Annotated in this window: 14 protein-coding genes and 1 pseudogene; 4 read left to right on the forward strand and 11 right to left on the reverse strand. The window is 75.4% G+C overall.

What is annotated here, in order from left to right; translation table 11 throughout:
• The first annotated feature begins 434 nt into the window (after window positions 1-434).
• Window positions 435-2,435, forward strand: a complete 2,001-nt coding sequence (locus tag ACFWP2_RS33840; RefSeq protein ID WP_380458674.1) for a glycoside hydrolase family 15 protein — start codon at window positions 435-437, stop codon at window positions 2,433-2,435.
• Window positions 2,436-2,459: 24 nt separating this feature from the next.
• Here ACFWP2_RS33840 and ACFWP2_RS33845 read toward each other — a convergent pair whose 3' ends face one another.
• The 3 genes from ACFWP2_RS33845 to ACFWP2_RS33855 all read right to left on the reverse strand — a co-directional run bounded on the left by ACFWP2_RS33845 (window position 2,460) and on the right by ACFWP2_RS33855 (window position 6,325).
• Window positions 2,460-3,638, reverse strand: coding sequence for a glycosyltransferase family 4 protein (locus ACFWP2_RS33845; RefSeq protein WP_380458676.1), 1,179 nt, complete (start codon window positions 3,636-3,638; stop codon window positions 2,460-2,462).
• A 166-nt stretch (window positions 3,639-3,804) separates the two neighbouring features.
• Window positions 3,805-5,538, reverse strand: coding sequence for a DNA repair protein RecN (gene recN / locus ACFWP2_RS33850; protein ID WP_380458701.1), 1,734 nt, complete (start codon window positions 5,536-5,538; stop codon window positions 3,805-3,807).
• An 88-nt stretch (window positions 5,539-5,626) separates the two neighbouring features.
• The gene (locus ACFWP2_RS33855; protein WP_380458678.1) at window positions 5,627-6,325 is read right to left on the reverse strand and encodes a YitT family protein; all 699 of its coding nucleotides are present in this window, start codon (window positions 6,323-6,325) and stop codon (window positions 5,627-5,629) included.
• Window positions 6,326-6,457: 132 nt separating this feature from the next.
• Here ACFWP2_RS33855 and ACFWP2_RS33860 point away from each other — a divergent pair, with 132 nt between their 5' ends.
• Window positions 6,458-7,957 (forward strand): PLP-dependent aminotransferase family protein, encoded by a 1,500-nt coding sequence (locus ACFWP2_RS33860; RefSeq protein WP_380458680.1) that lies wholly within the window; start codon window positions 6,458-6,460, stop codon window positions 7,955-7,957.
• Between the two features lie 88 nt (window positions 7,958-8,045).
• Here ACFWP2_RS33860 and ACFWP2_RS33865 read toward each other — a convergent pair whose 3' ends face one another.
• The 4 genes from ACFWP2_RS33865 to ACFWP2_RS33880 form a co-directional block, all read right to left on the reverse strand.
• On the reverse strand, window positions 8,046-8,951 hold the full coding sequence (locus tag ACFWP2_RS33865; RefSeq protein WP_380458682.1) for an NAD kinase: 906 nt from the start codon (window positions 8,949-8,951) through the stop codon (window positions 8,046-8,048).
• Between the two features lie 93 nt (window positions 8,952-9,044).
• The gene (locus ACFWP2_RS33870; RefSeq protein WP_380458703.1) at window positions 9,045-9,851 is read right to left on the reverse strand and encodes a TlyA family RNA methyltransferase; all 807 of its coding nucleotides are present in this window, start codon (window positions 9,849-9,851) and stop codon (window positions 9,045-9,047) included.
• Window positions 9,852-9,887: 36 nt separating this feature from the next.
• Complete coding sequence (locus tag ACFWP2_RS33875; protein WP_380458684.1) at window positions 9,888-10,166, reverse strand: hypothetical protein; 279 nt, start codon at window positions 10,164-10,166, stop codon at window positions 9,888-9,890.
• Window positions 10,150-10,968 carry a hypothetical protein gene (locus tag ACFWP2_RS33880; protein ID WP_380458686.1) on the reverse strand — a complete coding sequence of 273 codons (819 nt, stop codon included), beginning with the start codon at window positions 10,966-10,968 and terminating at the stop codon, window positions 10,150-10,152. The genes ACFWP2_RS33875 and ACFWP2_RS33880 overlap by 17 nt, the downstream gene beginning before the upstream one ends.
• A gap of 180 nt (window positions 10,969-11,148) precedes the next feature.
• On the opposite strand from ACFWP2_RS33880, the gene ACFWP2_RS33885 reads away from it, so the two are divergent.
• Window positions 11,149-11,496 (forward strand): SCP2 sterol-binding domain-containing protein, encoded by a 348-nt coding sequence (locus tag ACFWP2_RS33885; RefSeq protein ID WP_380458688.1) that lies wholly within the window; start codon window positions 11,149-11,151, stop codon window positions 11,494-11,496.
• Between the two features lie 104 nt (window positions 11,497-11,600).
• On the opposite strand, the gene ACFWP2_RS33890 is transcribed toward ACFWP2_RS33885, so the two are convergent.
• Entirely contained in the window at window positions 11,601-12,638 is a 1,038-nt protein-coding gene (locus ACFWP2_RS33890) for an HAD-IIA family hydrolase (RefSeq protein ID WP_380458691.1), read from the reverse strand.
• 130 nt (window positions 12,639-12,768) lie between these two features.
• The gene (locus ACFWP2_RS33895; protein WP_380458693.1) at window positions 12,769-13,470 is read right to left on the reverse strand and encodes a tetratricopeptide repeat protein; all 702 of its coding nucleotides are present in this window, start codon (window positions 13,468-13,470) and stop codon (window positions 12,769-12,771) included.
• 92 nt (window positions 13,471-13,562) lie between these two features.
• On the opposite strand from ACFWP2_RS33895, the gene ACFWP2_RS33900 reads away from it, so the two are divergent.
• Window positions 13,563-14,933 (forward strand): DUF1015 family protein, encoded by a 1,371-nt coding sequence (locus tag ACFWP2_RS33900; RefSeq protein WP_380458695.1) that lies wholly within the window; start codon window positions 13,563-13,565, stop codon window positions 14,931-14,933.
• A gap of 103 nt (window positions 14,934-15,036) precedes the next feature.
• On the opposite strand, the gene ACFWP2_RS33905 is transcribed toward ACFWP2_RS33900, so the two are convergent.
• On the reverse strand, window positions 15,037-15,966 hold the full coding sequence (locus ACFWP2_RS33905) for a tetratricopeptide repeat protein (protein WP_380458705.1): 930 nt from the start codon (window positions 15,964-15,966) through the stop codon (window positions 15,037-15,039).
• 285 nt (window positions 15,967-16,251) lie between these two features.
• Window positions 16,252-16,911, reverse strand: a pseudogene (locus ACFWP2_RS33910) (RNA helicase); the annotation flags it as partial.

Raw genomic sequence — 16,911 nt, forward strand, 5'->3', positions numbered from 1 at the left:
GAGCGCGGTGCCCGCCCGGACCATGGCGGCTCCTCCGGCCGGACCAGCCGGAGGTGATCCTTCCGGACCATCCTGCGCCGCGCCCTCGCGATGCACGGCTTTTCCGCCGAATTGCGGCGCCACACCGGGCTGCGCCCGCGTGCTTCGCCCCTTTCGTCCGTCGTAAGCTGCTCGGACGCATCGCCGACAGCACGAGCACGCGGAGGGCGTGGGAGGGTCAGGACACTCCCGGTCCCCGATGCGCGACCGGACCTCCCCGTATTCCAGCCCATCCCCACCCACTCCAGGGGCTCGACCGAGCCCCGCGGACACTCCAGCAGGGCCTGCCACCACCCCCGGCAGGCCGGACGTCCCGGGGTGGACCTCCGGCCCCGCAGACCGCTCGCTCCCTCCGCTCGCCGATGCCCTGACCACATTGCGAACTGGAGATCCACGTGGCCGGCCGTATCGAGGACTACGCACTCATCGGGGACATGCAGACCGCCGCCCTGGTCAGCAGGGACGGGGCGGTGGACTGGCTCTGCCTCCCCCGCTTCGACTCGCCGGCCGTGTTCGCCGGCCTGCTCGGCACCGATGAACACGGCTTCTGGCGGATCGGCCCGGCCGAGGTCGTCCTGACCGAGGTCCCCGCACCGGCCGCCGCCACGCCCCCCGCCGCCGAGGGCCGGGCCCGCATCGCCGACACCACCGACCTGCGGGTGCCCCCGCCCACCGCCGCCGCCCCCGCCGTGCCCGCCGACCGCCGCCGCTACCGGGGCGACTCGCTGATCCTGGAGCAGGAGTGGGACACCCAGGGCGGCACCGTCCGGGTGATCGACTTCATGCCGCCGCGTCCGCTGGCCGGCAAGGACGCCGTCCCCCAGGTGATCCGGATCGTCGAGGGCGTCGCGGGCACCGTGCGGATGCGCTCGGCGGTGCGGATGCGCTTCTCCTACGGCCGGATCGTGCCCTGGGTGCACCGCGTCGAACAGGCCGACGGCGGCCACCGCACCGTCGCCATGGCCGGGCCCGACTCGGTCTGGCTGGACGGCGAGGCCGAGACCTACGGCCGCGACCTCACCACCTACGCCGACTTCACCGTCACCGCCGGCGAGCGGATCGCCTTCGCCCTCACCTGGCAGGCCTCCCACCTCGACCCGCCCAGGCCCCCGGACGCCGAGGGGATGCTCGACGCCACCGCCGACTTCTGGCACGAGTGGGCCGACCAGTGCACCTACCAGGGCCCCTACCGCGAGGCCGTGATCCGCTCGCTCATCACCCTCAAGGGCCTCACCTACGCCCCCACCGGCGGCATCGTCGCCGCCCCCACCACCTCGCTGCCCGAGGACATCGGCGGCGAGCGCAACTGGGACTACCGCTACACCTGGCTGCGCGACGCCGCCATCACCCTCTCCTCCCTGCTGCGCACCGGCTACCGCGAGGAGGCCCGCGCCTGGCGCGAGTGGCTGCTGCGCGCGGTGGCCGGCGACCCGGAGAACCTCCAGATCATGTACGGCATCGCCGGCGAGCGCGAGCTCACCGAGTCCTCCCTGGACTGGCTGCCCGGCTACGAGGGCTCCCAGCCCGTCCGGGTCGGCAACGGCGCCGCCGGACAGCTCCAGCTCGACGTCTACGGCGAGGTCGTCGAGGCCCTGCACCTGGCCCACATGACCGGTCTGGTCCGCAACGACCACGCCCACCACCTCCAGCTGCGCCTGATCGACTACCTGGAGGAGCACTGGCAGGATCCGGACGAGGGCATCTGGGAGGTCCGCGGCCCGCGCCGGCACTTCGTCCACTCCAAGGTGATGGCCTGGGTCGCCGTCGACCGGACCATCAAACTGCTGGAGCAGACCCCCGAGGACGCCCCGTCCGGCGGTCACCTGGAGCGCTGGCGCGAACTGCGTGACCGGATCCACGCGGACGTCTGCGAGAAGGGCTACGACCCGGAGCGCAACACCTTCACCCAGTACTACGGCGGCCGGGAGCTGGACGCCTCGCTGCTGCTGATCCCCCAGGTCGGCTTCCTGCCCCCGGACGACAAGCGGGTGATCGGCACCATCGAGGCGATCCAGCGCGAACTGTCCACCGAGGACGGCTTCGTGCTGCGCTACCCGACCCACGACGAGAGCGGCAACAACGTCGACGGCCTCTCCGGCCACGAGGGCGCCTTCCTGGCCTGCTCGTTCTGGCTGGCCGACGACCTCGCCATGATCGGCCGGGTGCAGGAGGCCCGCGAGCTGTTCGACCGGCTGCTCGCGCTGCGCAACGACGTGGGCCTGCTCGCCGAGGAGTGGGACCCGCGGCTCAAGCGCCAGGTCGGCAACTTCCCGCAGGCCTTCAGCCACGTCCCGCTGATCGACACCGCCCTGCGGCTGACGGCCTGCGGCGCCGCGTACCTGTCCGCGCAGCCGGACGGCTCGGCCGCCGACCGCAGCGAGCGGGCCACCGTCTGACCGGCGCTCCGCGGGGGCCGGACGCTACCCGCGCTGCACCAGCTCGTCGTAGGTGCTGAGCACCTGGGCGACGGTGGCGGCCTCGTCCGGCCAGGTCTCGGCCTGCTGCCGGCCGGCCGCCACCAGCCGCTCGCGGCGGGCCGGGTCGGCCAGCAGGGCGCGCAGCGCGCCCCCGAGCGCCGCCGGGTCGCCCGGGGGCACCAGCACGGCGGCGTCGCCGACCAGTTCGGGGATGCCTCCGACGGCGGTGGCGACCACCGGCACGCCGGCCCGCATCGCCTCCTGCACCACCAGCGAACGGGCCTCCCAGCGGCTGGAGATCACCACCACGTCGGCGGCGGCCAGCAGGTCGGGCACGTCGGTGCGGTAGCCGAGCAGCCGCACCGGCAGCTTCTCCGCGGCCGCCCGCTCGCGCAGCACGCCCGCCTCCGGGCCGTCCCCGGCGAGCAGCACCAGCGGCTCCGGGTCCAGCGCGGACAGCTCCCGGGTGGCGTCTAGCAGCAGCCCGAAGGCCTTCTGCGGGACGAGTCGGCCGACCGCGAGCACCAGCGGACGGTCCGGGTCCGCGCCGAGCAGCGCGGTGCGGGCCTCGGTGCGGGCGAGCCGGCCCTCGGGCATCGGCGGGGCGGCCACCGGGCCCAGCCGGGCGTCGGTGGCGCCCAGTTCGCGGGCCCGGGCGACCAGGTCGGACGAGGCGCCGAGGACGAGGTCGGCGGCGCGCGCCACCCGGCGCTCCATCAGCCGCTGCAACCGGCGCTCCATGCCGGTGGCCAGCAGCGCGTGGTGCGAGGTGACCACCAGCGGGGTCTCCGGGCGCAGGCCGGGGAAGCGGCCGGCGGTGCGCAGCGCCAGGTCGGACAGCAGCCCGGCGCGCAGCCCGTGGGCGTGCACCACGTCGGCGCCGGTGAAGGCCCGGCGCAGCTCGCCGATCGCGGTGGCGTCGCTGCGGGCGCCCGCGGTGGGGGTGATCTCGACGGTGTGGAACCTGGCGCCCGTGCGGGAGAAACCGAACAGCGCGTCCGTGCCGGCCGGCGCGCAGACCGTGACGTTCACCCCGTGCGCGACCAGGCCCTGGGCCAGGGAGCGCACGTGCGCACCGATGCCGCCGGTGCTGGCGGCCAGGACGAGTACCACGTGCAGCTGCCCCGGTTCGGGGACGGCCGCGGTGGCCCGGGCGGCGGAATGGTCCACGTCGTCTCGCATCCGACTCGATCAGGTTCGCGCGCCGCTTCGCGAGGATTGCCCGCCCGGCGGCGCTCGGGGCTGGGAAGCCAGTGTCCAGCCGCCACCATGCCAGGTCGGCGGCCCTCTTGGACAGTCGGCGCCACCCGGGGCGCGTCGCCGATGTCCGAGGGGCCGCCGACCCCGACTACCGGCGGCGCGGGGCCCGCGCGGCGGCCAGCAGTTCCTCGGCGTGGGCGCGGCCCAGCTCCGAGTCCTCCAGGCCGGCCAGCATCCGCGAGAGTTCGCGCACCCGCTCCTCGTCGTTCAGCACCTTGACGCCGCTGCGGGTCACGGTGCCGTCGTTGGTCTTCACCACCACCAGGTGCCGGTCGGCGAACGCGGCGACCTGCGGGAGGTGGGTGACCACCACGACCTGGGCGGACTCGGCGAGTTTGGCCAGCCGGCGACCGATCTCGACCGCGGCCTTGCCGCCGACGCCCGCGTCCACCTCGTCGAACAGGTAGGTGGGAACGGGGTCGGCGCCCGCGAAGACCACCTCGACGGCGAGCATCACGCGGGACAGCTCACCGCCGGAGGCGCCCTTGGCGATCGGGCGCGGCTGGGCGCCCGGGTGCGGGGCGAGCAGCACCTCCACCTCGTCCACGCCGTGCGGACCGTAGGCGACGGTGCGCCCGCCGACCTCGATCCCGGCCAGGTCGTCGACCTGGCCGATCGAGAAGGTCACCCGGGCGTGCGGCATGGCCAGTTCGGCGAGTTCGGCGGAGACCGCCTCGGCGAAGCGCCCGGCCGCGGCGTGCCGGGCCTGCGAGACCTCCGTGGCCAGCTCGGCCAGTTCGGCCCGCAGTTCGGTCTCCCGGGCGCCGAGTTCGTCGATCCGGTCGTCGTCGCCGTCGAGTTCGGCGAGCCGCACCGCCCCGGCCTCGGCCCAGGCGATGACCTCGGCGAGCGAGTTCTCCTCGCCGCCGTACTTGCGCAGCAGCTGGGCCAGTACGGCCCGGCGGTCCTCGACGGCGGACAGGCGCACCGGGTCGGCGTCCAGGTCGTCCGCGTAGCCGGCCAGGTCGCCGGCCACGTCGGCGAGCAGGTAGCCGACCTCGTTGAGGCGGTCGGCCAGGGCGGCCAGCCGCTCGTCGTGGTGGCGGACGGCGTCCAGGGCCCGGCGGGACTGGGCGAGCAGGGTGCCCGCGTCCAGCGCCTCCGGGTCGACCGGGTCGCCGGCCAGGGCGGCGTGGGCGAGGGTCGCGGCGGAGGACAGCGCGTCGGCGTGGCCGAGCCGCTCGGCCTCGGCGGCCAGCTCCGCGTCCTCGCCGGCCACCGGTTCGGCGGCGGCGATCTCGTCCAGGCCGAAGCGCAGCAGGTCGGCTTCCTGGGCACGCTCGCGGGCCCGGGTGGTCAGCTCCTCCAGGGTCGCGGAGACCTCCCGCAGGGCGCGGTAGGTCTCCCGGTAGCGGGCCAGCGGCTCGGCCACCGAGGCGCCCGCGTACCGGTCCAGCGCGCCGCGCTGGCGGGCCGGGCGCAGTAGGCGCTGCTGGTCGGTCTGGCCGTGCACGGCGATCAGGTCCTCGCCGAGTTCGGCGAGCAGCCCGACCGGGACGGACCGGCCGCCGACGTGCGCCCGGGAGCGGCCCTCGGCGGAGACGGTCCGGCTGATCAGCAGCGCGCCGTCGTCCAGTTCGGCCCCGGCCTCGATCGCGCGGGCCGCCGCCGGGGAGTCGGCGGGCAGCTCCAGCCGGCCCTCCACGACGGCGCGTCCGGTGCCGTTGCGCACCAGGCCCGGGTCGGCTCGTCCGCCGAGCAGCAGGCCCAGGCTGGTCACGACCATCGTCTTGCCGGCGCCGGTCTCACCGGTCACGGCGGTGAAGCCGGGGGCTAGTTCGACCACCGCGTCGTCGATGACCCCAAGATCCCGTATCCGCATCTCGTCCAACACGGAGACGACCTTACGAGGTTCCGCCCCCGGCGCGCGACGAGCGACAACGGCGCGCGGCAACTCCGTGCCCGGAAGTTCATCCGTTCCGGGAGTCCTCGGGGGCCGTCGGCACGGTGCACCAGCGCAGGAAGAGCTGCGCCATCGGGCCGATGGCCAGCGCGTACGCGACGGTGCCGACCCCGGCGGTGCCGCCGAGCAGCACCCCGGCGGTGAGGACCGTCACCTCGAGGCCGGTGCGGATCAGCCGCAGCGACCGGCCGGTGCGCCGGTGCAGGCCGGTCATCAGGCCGTCGCGCGGGCCGGGGCCGAGCCGGGCGCCGATGTAGAGGCCGGTGGCCAGGCCGTTGAGGGCGATCGCGCCGACCGACAGGGCGATCCGGGCGGGCAGGGCGCCGGGGCCGCCGACGATCCGCAGGGTGAGGTCCATGGCCGCGCCGATCACCAGCACGTTGGCGACGGTGCCCAGGCCCGGGCGCTGGCGCAGCGGGACCCAGAGCAGCAGGACGAGGGCGCCGCAGATCGTCACCCAGGCGCCGACCGAGAGCCCGACGGTGCGCTGCAGGCCCTGGTGCAGGACGTCCCAGGGGTCGAGGCCGAGGCCGGAGCGGAGCATCATCGCCATGCTCACGCCGTAGAGGACGAGACCGACGAAGAGCTGCGGTATCCGGCGGCCGAGGGCGTGGGTGTCTCCGAACACCCGGACGGCGAGCCCGCGCCGGGCGGTCGGTGCCGGTGTGGTGGTGGCGGCTGAGGCGGGTCTGGTCGTGGCGGCCAAGGTGTGCTCCTGCGGTGGTGCTGCACCACCGGGACGCCCGGTGGTGGCGGCCGGCACGGCCGCCCTGCCATGATGGCCAGTCCAAAGCGGCCCGCTCCAGGGCCAATTCCTAGCAAGTGGACTTATTCAGCCATGGTCGACTGGCACACCACCGTCACCCCGCCCGCCCTGGCCCGGCTGCTCGCCACCGCCCGGCTCCCCGAGCCGGCCGCCGCCCGCCGCCCCGCCTACCGCACCCTGGCCGGGCAGATCCGGCTGCTGGTCACCGAGGGCCGGCTGCCGGTCGGCGCCCGGCTGCCCGCCGAACGCGAGCTGGCCACCGCCCTCGCGATGAGCCGCACCACCGTCGCCACCGCGTACGAGACCCTGCGCGGCGACGGCTACCTGCGCAGCCGGCGCGGCGCGGGCAGCTGGACCGCCCTGCCCGAGGGCGCCCCGCCCCCCAGCGAGGCCCTGCACCCCGTCCCGCCGGACGAGCAGGGCCGGATGCTGGACCTCGGCGTCGCCGCCCCGCCCGCCCCGCAGCCCTGGGTCGGCCAGGCCGCCGCCCGGGCCGTCGAACAGCTGCCGTACTACGCCACCGGGCACGGCCACTACCCCACCGGCGTCCCGGTGCTGCGCGAGGCCGTCGCCCGCCGCTTCACCGAGCGCGGACTGCCCACCACCCCCGACCAGATCCTGATCACCACCGGCGCCATGGGCGGCCTGCACCTGGTCCAGCGGGCGCTGATCGGCCGCGGCGACCGGGTCGCCGTCGAGGCGCCCAGCTACGCGAACACCCTGCAGGCACTGCGGCTGGCCGGCGCACGCCTGGTCCCGGTGCCGTACGCGTGGACGCCGCGGCCCTCCTGGGACCTCGACGAGTGGCGGCGGGTGCTGCGCGGCGCCGGCCCCAAGGTCGCCTACGTGATCCCGGACTTCCACAACCCGACCGGCGCGCTGATCGACGAGGAGCAGCGCCGCGAACTGCTGGCCGCCGCCCGGGCCGCCGGCAGCATCGTGCTGGCGGACGAGACCACCGCCGAACTCGGCTGGGGCGTCCCGCCCGCCACGCCGCTGCCGCGACCGATGGCCGCGCTGGACCGCTCCGCCCAGGTGGTGACCGTCGGGTCGGCCGGCAAGCTGCTCTGGGGCGGTCTGCGGATCGGCTGGGTCCGGGCCGCGCCCGCGCTGGTGCGGCGGCTGGCCGCCGAGCGGGTCTACAGCGACGTGGGCACCCCGGTGCTGGACCAGCTGATCGCCGCCGAGCTGCTGGGCGAGCTGCTGCCCGACGTCCGGGAGCACCAGCTGACCCGGCTGCGGGCCACCGCGCGGGCCTTCGCCGCCGCCCTGCCCGAACGGCTGCCCGACTGGAGCTTCACCATGCCGACCGGCGGGCTCTCGCTGTGGGTCTCCACCGGCGGCCTGTCCGGCGCCGCCCTGGCCCGGGCCGGGGAGCGCGGCGGGGTCCGGATCGCCTCGGGCAACCGCTTCGGCGCGGACGGCGCCTTCGAGCACCACATCCGCCTGCCGGTCACCGTGCCCGCCGCGACCGTCCCGGCCGCCGTGGAACGCCTCGCCGACCTGGCCGCCCACGCGGCGGCCGGCGGACGGCTCGAACCGGCGGACGAGGCCCAGCCGTTGGCGGTCTGACGGTCCGTCGGTGAGGTGCGACCGGCCGGTGCGCGGCCCGGGGTCAGGCGAAGACCCCCGGCGCGCACCGGCCTCGGCACGTCCGAACCTAGTGGTGGTCGGCCCGGCCGCGCCAACCCGTCACCGGCAGCGCGAACTTGGCCACCAGCCGGTCGGTGAACGGCGCCCGGTGCAGTCTGGCGAGCCGCACCGGAGTCCGTCCCCGGCGGACCTCCACCCGTGCCCCGGCGGGCAGTTCGACCGAACGCCGCCCGTCGCACCAGAGCACCCCGTGCGGGGTCTTGGGCTGCACCTCGACCGCCAGCACCGACTCCGGCGAGGTCACCAGCGGGCGGGCGAACAGCGCGTGCGCGGAGATCGGCACCATCAGCAGTGCCTCCACCTCCGGCCACACCACCGGCCCGCCGCCGGAGAACGCGTACGCGGTGGACCCGGTCGGCGTGGCGCACACCACGCCGTCACAGCCGAAGTTGGAGACCGGGCGGCCGTCCACCTCGGTCACCACCTCCAGCATCCGCTCCCGCGACGCCTTCTCGATCGAGGCCTCGTTCAGCGCCCAGTCCTCGTGCGCCACATCGCCGTTGGTGCGGACGATGACGTCGATCGTCATCCGCTCCTCGACCTCGTAGTCGGCGTCCACCACCCGCTCGACCACCACGGCCAGGTCGTCCCGCTCGGCCTCGGCGAGGAAACCCACCCGGCCCAGGTTGATCCCGAGCATCGGCAGCCCGTGCGAGCGCGCCAGCTCCGCCCCGCGCAGCAGCGTCCCGTCCCCGCCGGCCACCAGGATCAGCTCGCAGCCGTCCGCCGCCCCGGGGCCCTCGGCCACCTTCTCGACGCCCTCCGGCAGGTCCAGGTCCACCGCCTCGGCTTCCAGCAGTCTGATCCGGAGACCCGCCTTCAGCAGCCCGTGCACCAGGGCCTCGACGCTGCGCAGCGCCGCCTCCCGGCCGGTGTGCGCGATCAGGAAGACCGTACGTTCTTCATCGCTCATGCCGCTGCCCTCTCCCTAACGCCTGCCGGGTCGCCCTTGGCCCCGGGTCGGCCGCGCCATACGACATGACGGGCCGGACGCTCGCAAGGCACCCTACCGGGGCCCCTCCGCCACGGCCCGGTCCGCCTCCGCGGGGTCCAGCCGCGGGGCGTCCCGGCGCAGCCAGAGGAAGTACTCGACGTTGCCGGACGGTCCCGGCAGGGGGCTCGCGGTGACCGCGCGCACGCCCAGCCCGAGCTCCCACGCCTGCCCGGCGACCTGGCGCACCATCTCGGCCCGCAGCTGCGGGCTGCGCACCACCCCGCCGCTGCCCAGCCGCTCCTTGCCGATCTCGAACTGGGGCTTGACCATCAGCACCAGGTCCGCGTCCTCGGCCGCGCAGGAGGCGAGCGCCGGCAGCACCAGGCCCAGCGAGATGAACGACAGGTCGCCCACCACCAGGTCCACCGGGGTGCCGCCGATCAGGTCCCGGGTCAGCTCGCGCACATTGGTGCGGTCCATCACGGTGACCCGCTCGTCGCTCTGCAGCGACCAGGCCAGCTGCCCGTAGCCGACGTCCACCGCCAGCACGTGCGCGGCCCCGGCCCGCAGCAGCACGTCGGTGAAGCCGCCGGTGGAGGCGCCCGCGTCCAGCGCCCGGCGGCCCTCGACCACCAGGCCCTGCGGCACGAAGGCCGCGAACGCGCCGGCGAGCTTGTGGCCGCCGCGCGAGACGTAGTCGGGGTCGTTGTCGTCCTTGGCCACCACGACCGCCGCCGAGGTCTCCACCTGGGTGGCCGGCTTGGTCGCGGTGGTGCCGCCGACGGTCACCCGGCCGGCCGCGATCAGCTCGGACGCGTGCTCACGCGATCGGGCCAGCTTGCGGCGGACCAGTTCCGCGTCGAGTCGGCGTCGTGCCACTGCCACTGGTGTTTCAGCTCCTACGGATCCTGCGGGTCATTCCTGATCGAGCGCGGCCAGTGTGTCGACGAGCCGCTGGTGAACATCTTCGTACACCGCGACGTGTGCCTCGGCGGGGACCCCGTCCAGAGCCTCCAGCCGGGCCAGCGCGGCGTCCACCCCGGGGTGGCCGGTGGGGACCGGCTCGAGGCCCGGCGGCCGCGCGGAAGCGGCCGATTCCGACGGACCGGCGCCCCGGACGGCCTCGGGCGGGTGAACGTCCTCACGCCGGTGGGCGGCCTCGACGGCCTCGGGCGGTTCACTCGTCTCGGGCATCGGGCTTCTTCGTGCTGGTGGCCTTGCGGACGGTGGTCTTCCTGGTCGCGGCGCGCTTCGCGGGGGCCCCGGACGCGCCTTCGGTCTGCTTGGCGGTGGCGGTCTTCTTGACGGTCGTCGTCTTCTTCGCGGTGGCCTTCCCCGCCGCCGTCTTCTTGGCCGCGCTCTTCTTCGCCGGTGTCTTCCCGGCCGTGCTCTCGCCCGCCGTGCTCTCGCCCGCCGAGCGCCGCTTGCCGGCGCTCGTCTTCGCCGCGGGCTCCTCCGGCGGGACGGGGGCGACCACGGACACCGGCGGAACCGGCGGATCGACCTCGACCGGCTCGTCCACCTCGACCCGCTCGGCGACTATCGGCTCACCCGTCGCCGGGGCCGCCGACCGCTCCTCCTCGAACTCCCAGCCGCGCCCGAACAGGTCGCCGGCCCGCGGCGCCGGCACCGGCTCCTCGGCCTCGTACGGCCCCGGCCCGGAGTCCGCCGCCGGGGCCTCCTCCTCGACCTCGCGCAGCTTGGTCTCCAGGTACGCCAGCACCACGCCGACCTTGGTCACCTGGTCGCCGACCTTCTCGAAGACCTTCTCCGCCTCGTTGCGCGCCACGCCGACCGCCAGGTCCACCCCGGCTCGCCCGGCGGTGACCGCCTCCCCCGCCAGCGTCTGCAAGGTCTCCACCGACGGCGGGAACTGGCCGCCCAGCCGGCGCTCGACCTCGGCGACGTCGACGCCGGCCTTCTCCAGGATCGAGGCCGCCGTCCCGACGACCAGCTTGCCGACCTCCTCGACCACCCCGGCGGCGGTCTCCACCACTCCCCGAACCGTCCTCGGCAGCATCCGGGTGCCTCCCAATCGCGTACGCGCGTCGCTCCGTCGCCCTCAGTACCCGGGCCGTTTCCGGGCACCCCACGGACGACGCTACCGCCAAAACCCTCCTGAGGTACCGTGGCCCGCAGTCAGCACCGTAGCGACCGGGGGAGGGAGCCGCCGCCCATGGCGAACGCCGAGGAGTGCCGCGAGGCCCTGGAGCGGCTCAGCCGGAACATGGCGAAGTCCACCGGCGACGTCCGCAAGGCCGCGGCCCTCGACCGCTCGCTCAGCTGCCGGATCACCGACCTCGACCTGACCTTCACCGGGCAGCTGCGCGACGGCCGGATCCAGGACGTGGTGGCCTCCCCCGGCGTGCCGACCGGGAAGGCGGAGATCCGGCTCACCATGAGCAGCGACGACCTGGTCGCCCTGGTCGGCGGGCGGCTCACCTTCGCCTCCGCGTGGGCGAGCGGCCGGGTCAGGCTGGAGGCGGGCTTCCGCGACCTGCTGCGGCTGCGCACCCTGCTCTGAGCCGGGCCCCCGACCCGAACCCTGCCCCGGTCCCGGCCGAGCCCGGAACCGGCGGCGGAACCCGGCGCTGCCAGAGCAGCCCCGGGTCGGCCGCCCTCCCGTTCTCAGAAGCCCAGGTCGGCCAGCGCCTTGCGGCCGTCCACCGGCGCGCCGCCGGCGTCCAGCACCGTCCACGCCGCCGCGCACAGCGCCCGCAGAGCGTCCCAGCGGTCCCCCGCCCCGGACAGCCGCAGCACCCCGGCCTCCACGCCCGCGACCCAGCCGCCGCACGCGAAGCCGCCGTCCACGGCCGCGACCGCGGCGTGGGGGACGAGCAGTCCGCGCAGGTCGGCGGCCAGGTAGGTCGGCCGGTGCTCGACCGGGGCCGCCAGCAGCAGTTCCGGGGTGGTCACCCCGGTGAACACCAGCAGGCTGTCCACGCCTCCGTTGAAGGCGCCCTCGATGTCGGTGTCCAGCCGGTCCCCGACCACCAGCGGGCGCTCCGCACCGGTGCGCAGCACGGTCTCCCGGTGCATCGGCGGCAGCGGCTTGCCCGCCACCTCCGGCTCCACCCCGGTCGCCGCCCGCACCGCCGCCACCAGGGTGCCGTTGCCGGGCGCGATGCCGCGGGCCCTCGGCACCGTCAGGTCCAGGTTGGACGCCACCCACGGCAGACCGCTCTGCACGGCGTACGAGGCCTCCGCCAGGTCCGCCCACCCCACCGAGGGGTCGAAGCCCTGGACCACCGCGAGCGGACCGTCGGCCAGCGAGCGGACCGCGACCAGCCCCAGCTCGGCCAGCGCCTCCTCCAGCCCGAGACCGCCCACGACCAGCACCTTCGAGCCGGCCGGCACCTTCTCGGCGATCAGCCGGGCGGCGGCCTGGGCCGAGTTGATCACGTCGGCCGGTTCGGCCGGGACGCCCAGCTCGGTCAGGTGCTCGGCCACCACCCGCGGCGGGCGGGAGGCGTTGTTGGTCACGTAGGCGAGCCGCATCCCGGCCGAGCGGGCGGTGTCCAGCGCCTCCACGGCGTGCTCGACGGCGTGCGCGCCCGTGTAGACCACGCCGTCCAGGTCCAGCAGCGCGGTGTCGTAGGCGTCGGTCAGCGGCCGCTCGCTGCCGCCGGGGGCGGTCCGTCGCACGGGGGTGGCCGTCTCGGTCATGGCTGCGCTACCTCATTCACTGCGTCGTCGTTCACTGCGTCGATCACCGCGTCGTCCGCATCGCACTCCGTCGTGCGCCACGGCGTTCGTCACGGCCGCCGGTTCGGCTTCCGTCACGGCGTGCTGCCGGTCAGGCCCCGCCGTCGGCGCCGTTGCCCGGGCCGGCGTCGTCCGCCGGTCCTCCGGTCTGGTCCGCGGCGCCCGCCGGGGGCGCCAGGTACCCGGGTGCTCCCGGCAGCAGCGGACCGTACGCCCCGGCGCGGGCCGCCAGGGTCGCCCGGGTCTGCCGCAGCGCCTGCCGGTAGTGGGAGTTGTCCGGCCGCATCGCCACGGCCAGCGCCAGGTGCTCGGCGGAGGTCTCGAAATCCCCCAGCCGGGCCGCCGCGACGCCCCACCCGAACTGAGCGTAGTCGTCCGCCGGGTCGGCGAGCGCCACGGCACGGAAGTTCCCCAGCGCCGCCGCGTACGAGCCCGCGTCGAACTGGGCGCGCGCCAGCGCCTCCCGGATGCTGCGCGAGTGCGGCTCAACCGCCACCGCCCGGGCGAGCAGCTGCTCGGCGGCCGCCGGATGCCCCTCCGCGAGCAGCTGGGCGCCCCGGCGGAACCAGTCGTAGACGTCCCCGGCGGGCTCCCCGGAGCGGCTCTGCCGCGGCACCCCGCCGCCCTCCGAGCCGCCGTCGGGTTCCCCTTCTCCGCCCGGTTCCCCGCCAGCCGATGCGCGGTCCGGCACGCCGTCGGCCGGAGCGTCCCCGCGGGTGGCACCGGCCGGCCCGACCGGCCCGCCCGACTCGACCGGGCCGCCGCCGTCCACCCGTTCCTGCCCGTCGTCCATGCCGTTCCTCGCCCTCGGTCACACACCCGGCCCACAACCCGGCACGGGCATTCCGATCTCTCAACAACGCGTACCCGGTTACGATGCCCAGAATGAGCACACCCAGTGCAGAAGACGGAGTCGAGACTCCCGAGGGCGGCCCCGGCGATCCCGGGCACGTCGCCACCGCCGGCCTGTCCCTGTCCCCCTTCCGCGGCCTGCGCTACGTCCCCGACCGGGTCGGCGCCCTGGCCGCGGTGATGTCCCCGCCGTACGACGTCGTGGACCCGGGCCGCCGGCTCGACCTGGAGACCGCCGACCCACACAACGTGGTCCGGCTGATCCTCCCCAGGCCCGAGCCCGAGGACGCCGGTGACCGCCCCGACCGCGACACCCGCTACCGGCACGCCGCCCGGCTCCTGGCCGCCTGGCAGCGCGAGGGCGTCCTCGCCGCCGACCCCGAGCCCGCGCTCTACGTCTACGAGCAGCGGGTGCCGGCCACCGCCGACTCCCCCGAGCTGCTCCAGCGCGGCCTGATCGGCGCCCTCGCGGTGAGCGGCCGCGAGGGCGGCGTGGTGCTCCCGCACGAGGACGTGATGCCGCGGCCGGTCGCCGACCGGGTCGGCCTGATGCGCACCACCCGGGCCAACCTGGAACCGCTGCTGCTCACCTACCGGGGAAACGGCGGCGCCTCCGACGTGATCGAGCGGACGGTCGAGGCCGATCCGCTGCTCTCCACCGCCACCAGCGACGGCACCCACCACCGCCTGTGGGCGGTCACCGACCCCGCCGAGATCGCCGAGATCAGCCGCGACCTCGCCACCTGCCGGGCGCTGATCGCCGACGGCCACCACCGCTGGGAGATGTACCTGCGTCTCCAGCGCGAGCACCGTCACCTGCCCCGCAGCCCCTGGGACCGCGGCATGGTGCTCCTGGTGGACACCGCCCGCTACCCGCTGCGGGTCCGTGCCATCCACCGCGTGCTGTACCGGCTGCCGGTGGCCGAGGCGCTGGAGCGGCTCGGCGACCAGTGGAAGGTCAAGGAGGTCCCCGGACCGCTCTCCGCCGCGCTCCAGGCCCTCGCCGAGCAGAAGCGGCACGGCGGCAACGGCTTCGTCGTGACCGGCGGCGACGGCGTCTACTGGCTGCTCGGCGAGCCCGAGGAGGCCCTGCTCGACGCCACCGTGCCGCACGGCCGGCCCGAGGAGTGGCGCCGCCTGGACGCCACCGTGCTGCACGCCACCCTGCTGGACCACACCTGGCACGTCCCCGACGGCCCGGACGACATCGGCTACCTGCACACCGCCGTGGCCGCCGAGCGGGAGGCCGCGCGCACCGGCGGCACCGCCGTCCTGCTGCACCCCGTCCGGGAGTCGGTGGTGCGGCGGCTGGCCGAGCAGGGCGTCACCATGCCGCGCAAGTCCACCTCCTTCGGGCCGAAGCCGGCCACCGGGCTGGTGCTGCGCAACCTCGCGCTGGGCTGACAGCGCCCGCCGGGCCGGCCACCGGGCCGGAACGCCGTGAGGCCCTGCCGTTCCCGGAGTTCCGGGGAACGGCAGGGCCTCACGGCGTTGCCTGGGGAGCTGGTCAGCTCTTGTCGGCGCTCTTGTCGGCGTCGGCGTTGACCTCGGCGTCGGCGGCCTTGGCCTCCTCGGCCTCGGCGTCGGCGGCCTTGGTGTCCTCGGCCTTGGCGTCCTGAGCGTCCTGGGCGCGCTCGGGGACGACGCCGTCGAAGTCCTCGTCGATCTCGAGGTCGTCCTCCTCGTAGAACTCCTCGACGTCCTCCTCGTCCTCGAAGATCACGCGGTCGTCGGCGTTGTCGCCGCCGCCACGCTTCTTCGCCGGGGCCTCGGTCGACTCGGTCTCGTCCTCGTCCAGCTCCGGGTCGAGCGCGTCGGTGAACTCCACGCCGTCGATCTCGGCCAGCCGCTCCGAGGCGTTGGTGGTGCCGTCGCTGTCGGCCTCGGCGGCCTTGGCGAACCAGTCACGGGCCTCGTCGGCCCGGCCGGCGGCGATCAGGGCCTCGGCGTAGGCGTAGCGCAGGCGCGCGGTCCACGGGTGCACGGCGCTGGAGGCCAGCTCCGGGCTCTGCAGCGTCACCACGGCGGCGTCGAACTGCTCCATGTCGCCGCGGGCACCGGCCGCCACGAGACGCATCTCGACCTGGCCGGCCTTGTCCAGCTGCTTCACCTCGGGCTCGCCGGCCATCGCCAGCGCCCGCTCCGGGCGGCCCAGACCGCGCTCGCAGTCGGCCATCACCGGCCACAGGTCCACCCGGCCGGTCATCCGACGGGCGGCGCGGAACTCGGTCAGCGCCTCGGAGTAACGCTGCGTCACGTACGAGGCGAAACCGGCCGCCTCACGGACCGCCGCCACGCGGGAAGCCAGCCGGAGCGCGACACGCGAGTACTGGTAGGCCTCCTCCGGCTCGCTGTCGAGCAGGCGGGCCACCATCACCAGGTTGCGGGCGACGTCGTCCGCGAGGGTCTTGGGCAGGCTCTTGAGCTCCTGGCGCACATCCGCGTCGATCTCGAAGCCGGTGACGTCCTCCGGGATCGGCAGACGCTTGACGGGCTCGTAGTTGCCCCGGCGGTCGTCGTAGTCCCGACGGTCGCCGCCGCGGTCGTCACGGCGGTCATCGCGGCGGTAGCCGCCGCCCTGGCGGTCGTCGCGGCGGAAGCCACCGCGCTCGCCGCCACGGTCGTCGCGGCGGAAGCCGCCACGGTCGCCGCCACGGTCATCGCGGTCACGGCCGTAGCCGCCGGAGGGACGGTCACCGCGGTCGCGGTTGAAACCACCGGACGGGCGGTCGTCACGGCGGAAGCCGCCACGCTCGCCACCACGGTCGTCACGGTCACGGCCGTAGCCGCCCGACGGACGGTCGTCACGACGCGGACGGTCGTCACGGTCGTCCCGGCGGAAACCGCTCGGGCGGTCGTCGCGACGGAAGCCACCGCCGGCCGGACGGTCGTCACGACGGAAACCACCGGACGGGCGGTCGCCGCGGTCGCGGTTGAAACCACCCGACGGGCGGTCGTCACGGCGGAAGCCGCCACGCTCGCCGCCGCGGTCGTCACGGTCGCGGTTGAAGCCACCGGACGGGCGGTCTTCGCGACGGAAGCCGCCACGGTCGCCGCCGCGGTCGTCACGGTCGCGGTTGAAGCCACCCGAGGGGCGGTCGTCGCGACGGAAGCCACCACCGGCCGGACGGTCGTCACGACGGAAACCGCCGCGCTCGCCACCACGGTCATCGCGGTCACGGCCGTAGCCGCCGGAGGGACGGTCACCGCGGTCGCGGTTGAAGCCACCGGACGGGCGGTCGTCACGGCGGAAGCCGCCACGGTCGCCACCGCGGTCGTCACGGTCACGGTTGAAGCCACCCGAGGGGCGGTCGTCGCGACGGAAGCCACCACCGGCCGGACGGTCGTCACGACGGAAACCGCCGCGCTCGCCACCACGGTC

The sequence above is a fragment of the Kitasatospora sp. NPDC058444 genome (assembly GCF_042721415.1).
GTDB lineage: Bacteria > Actinomycetota > Actinomycetes > Streptomycetales > Streptomycetaceae > Kitasatospora.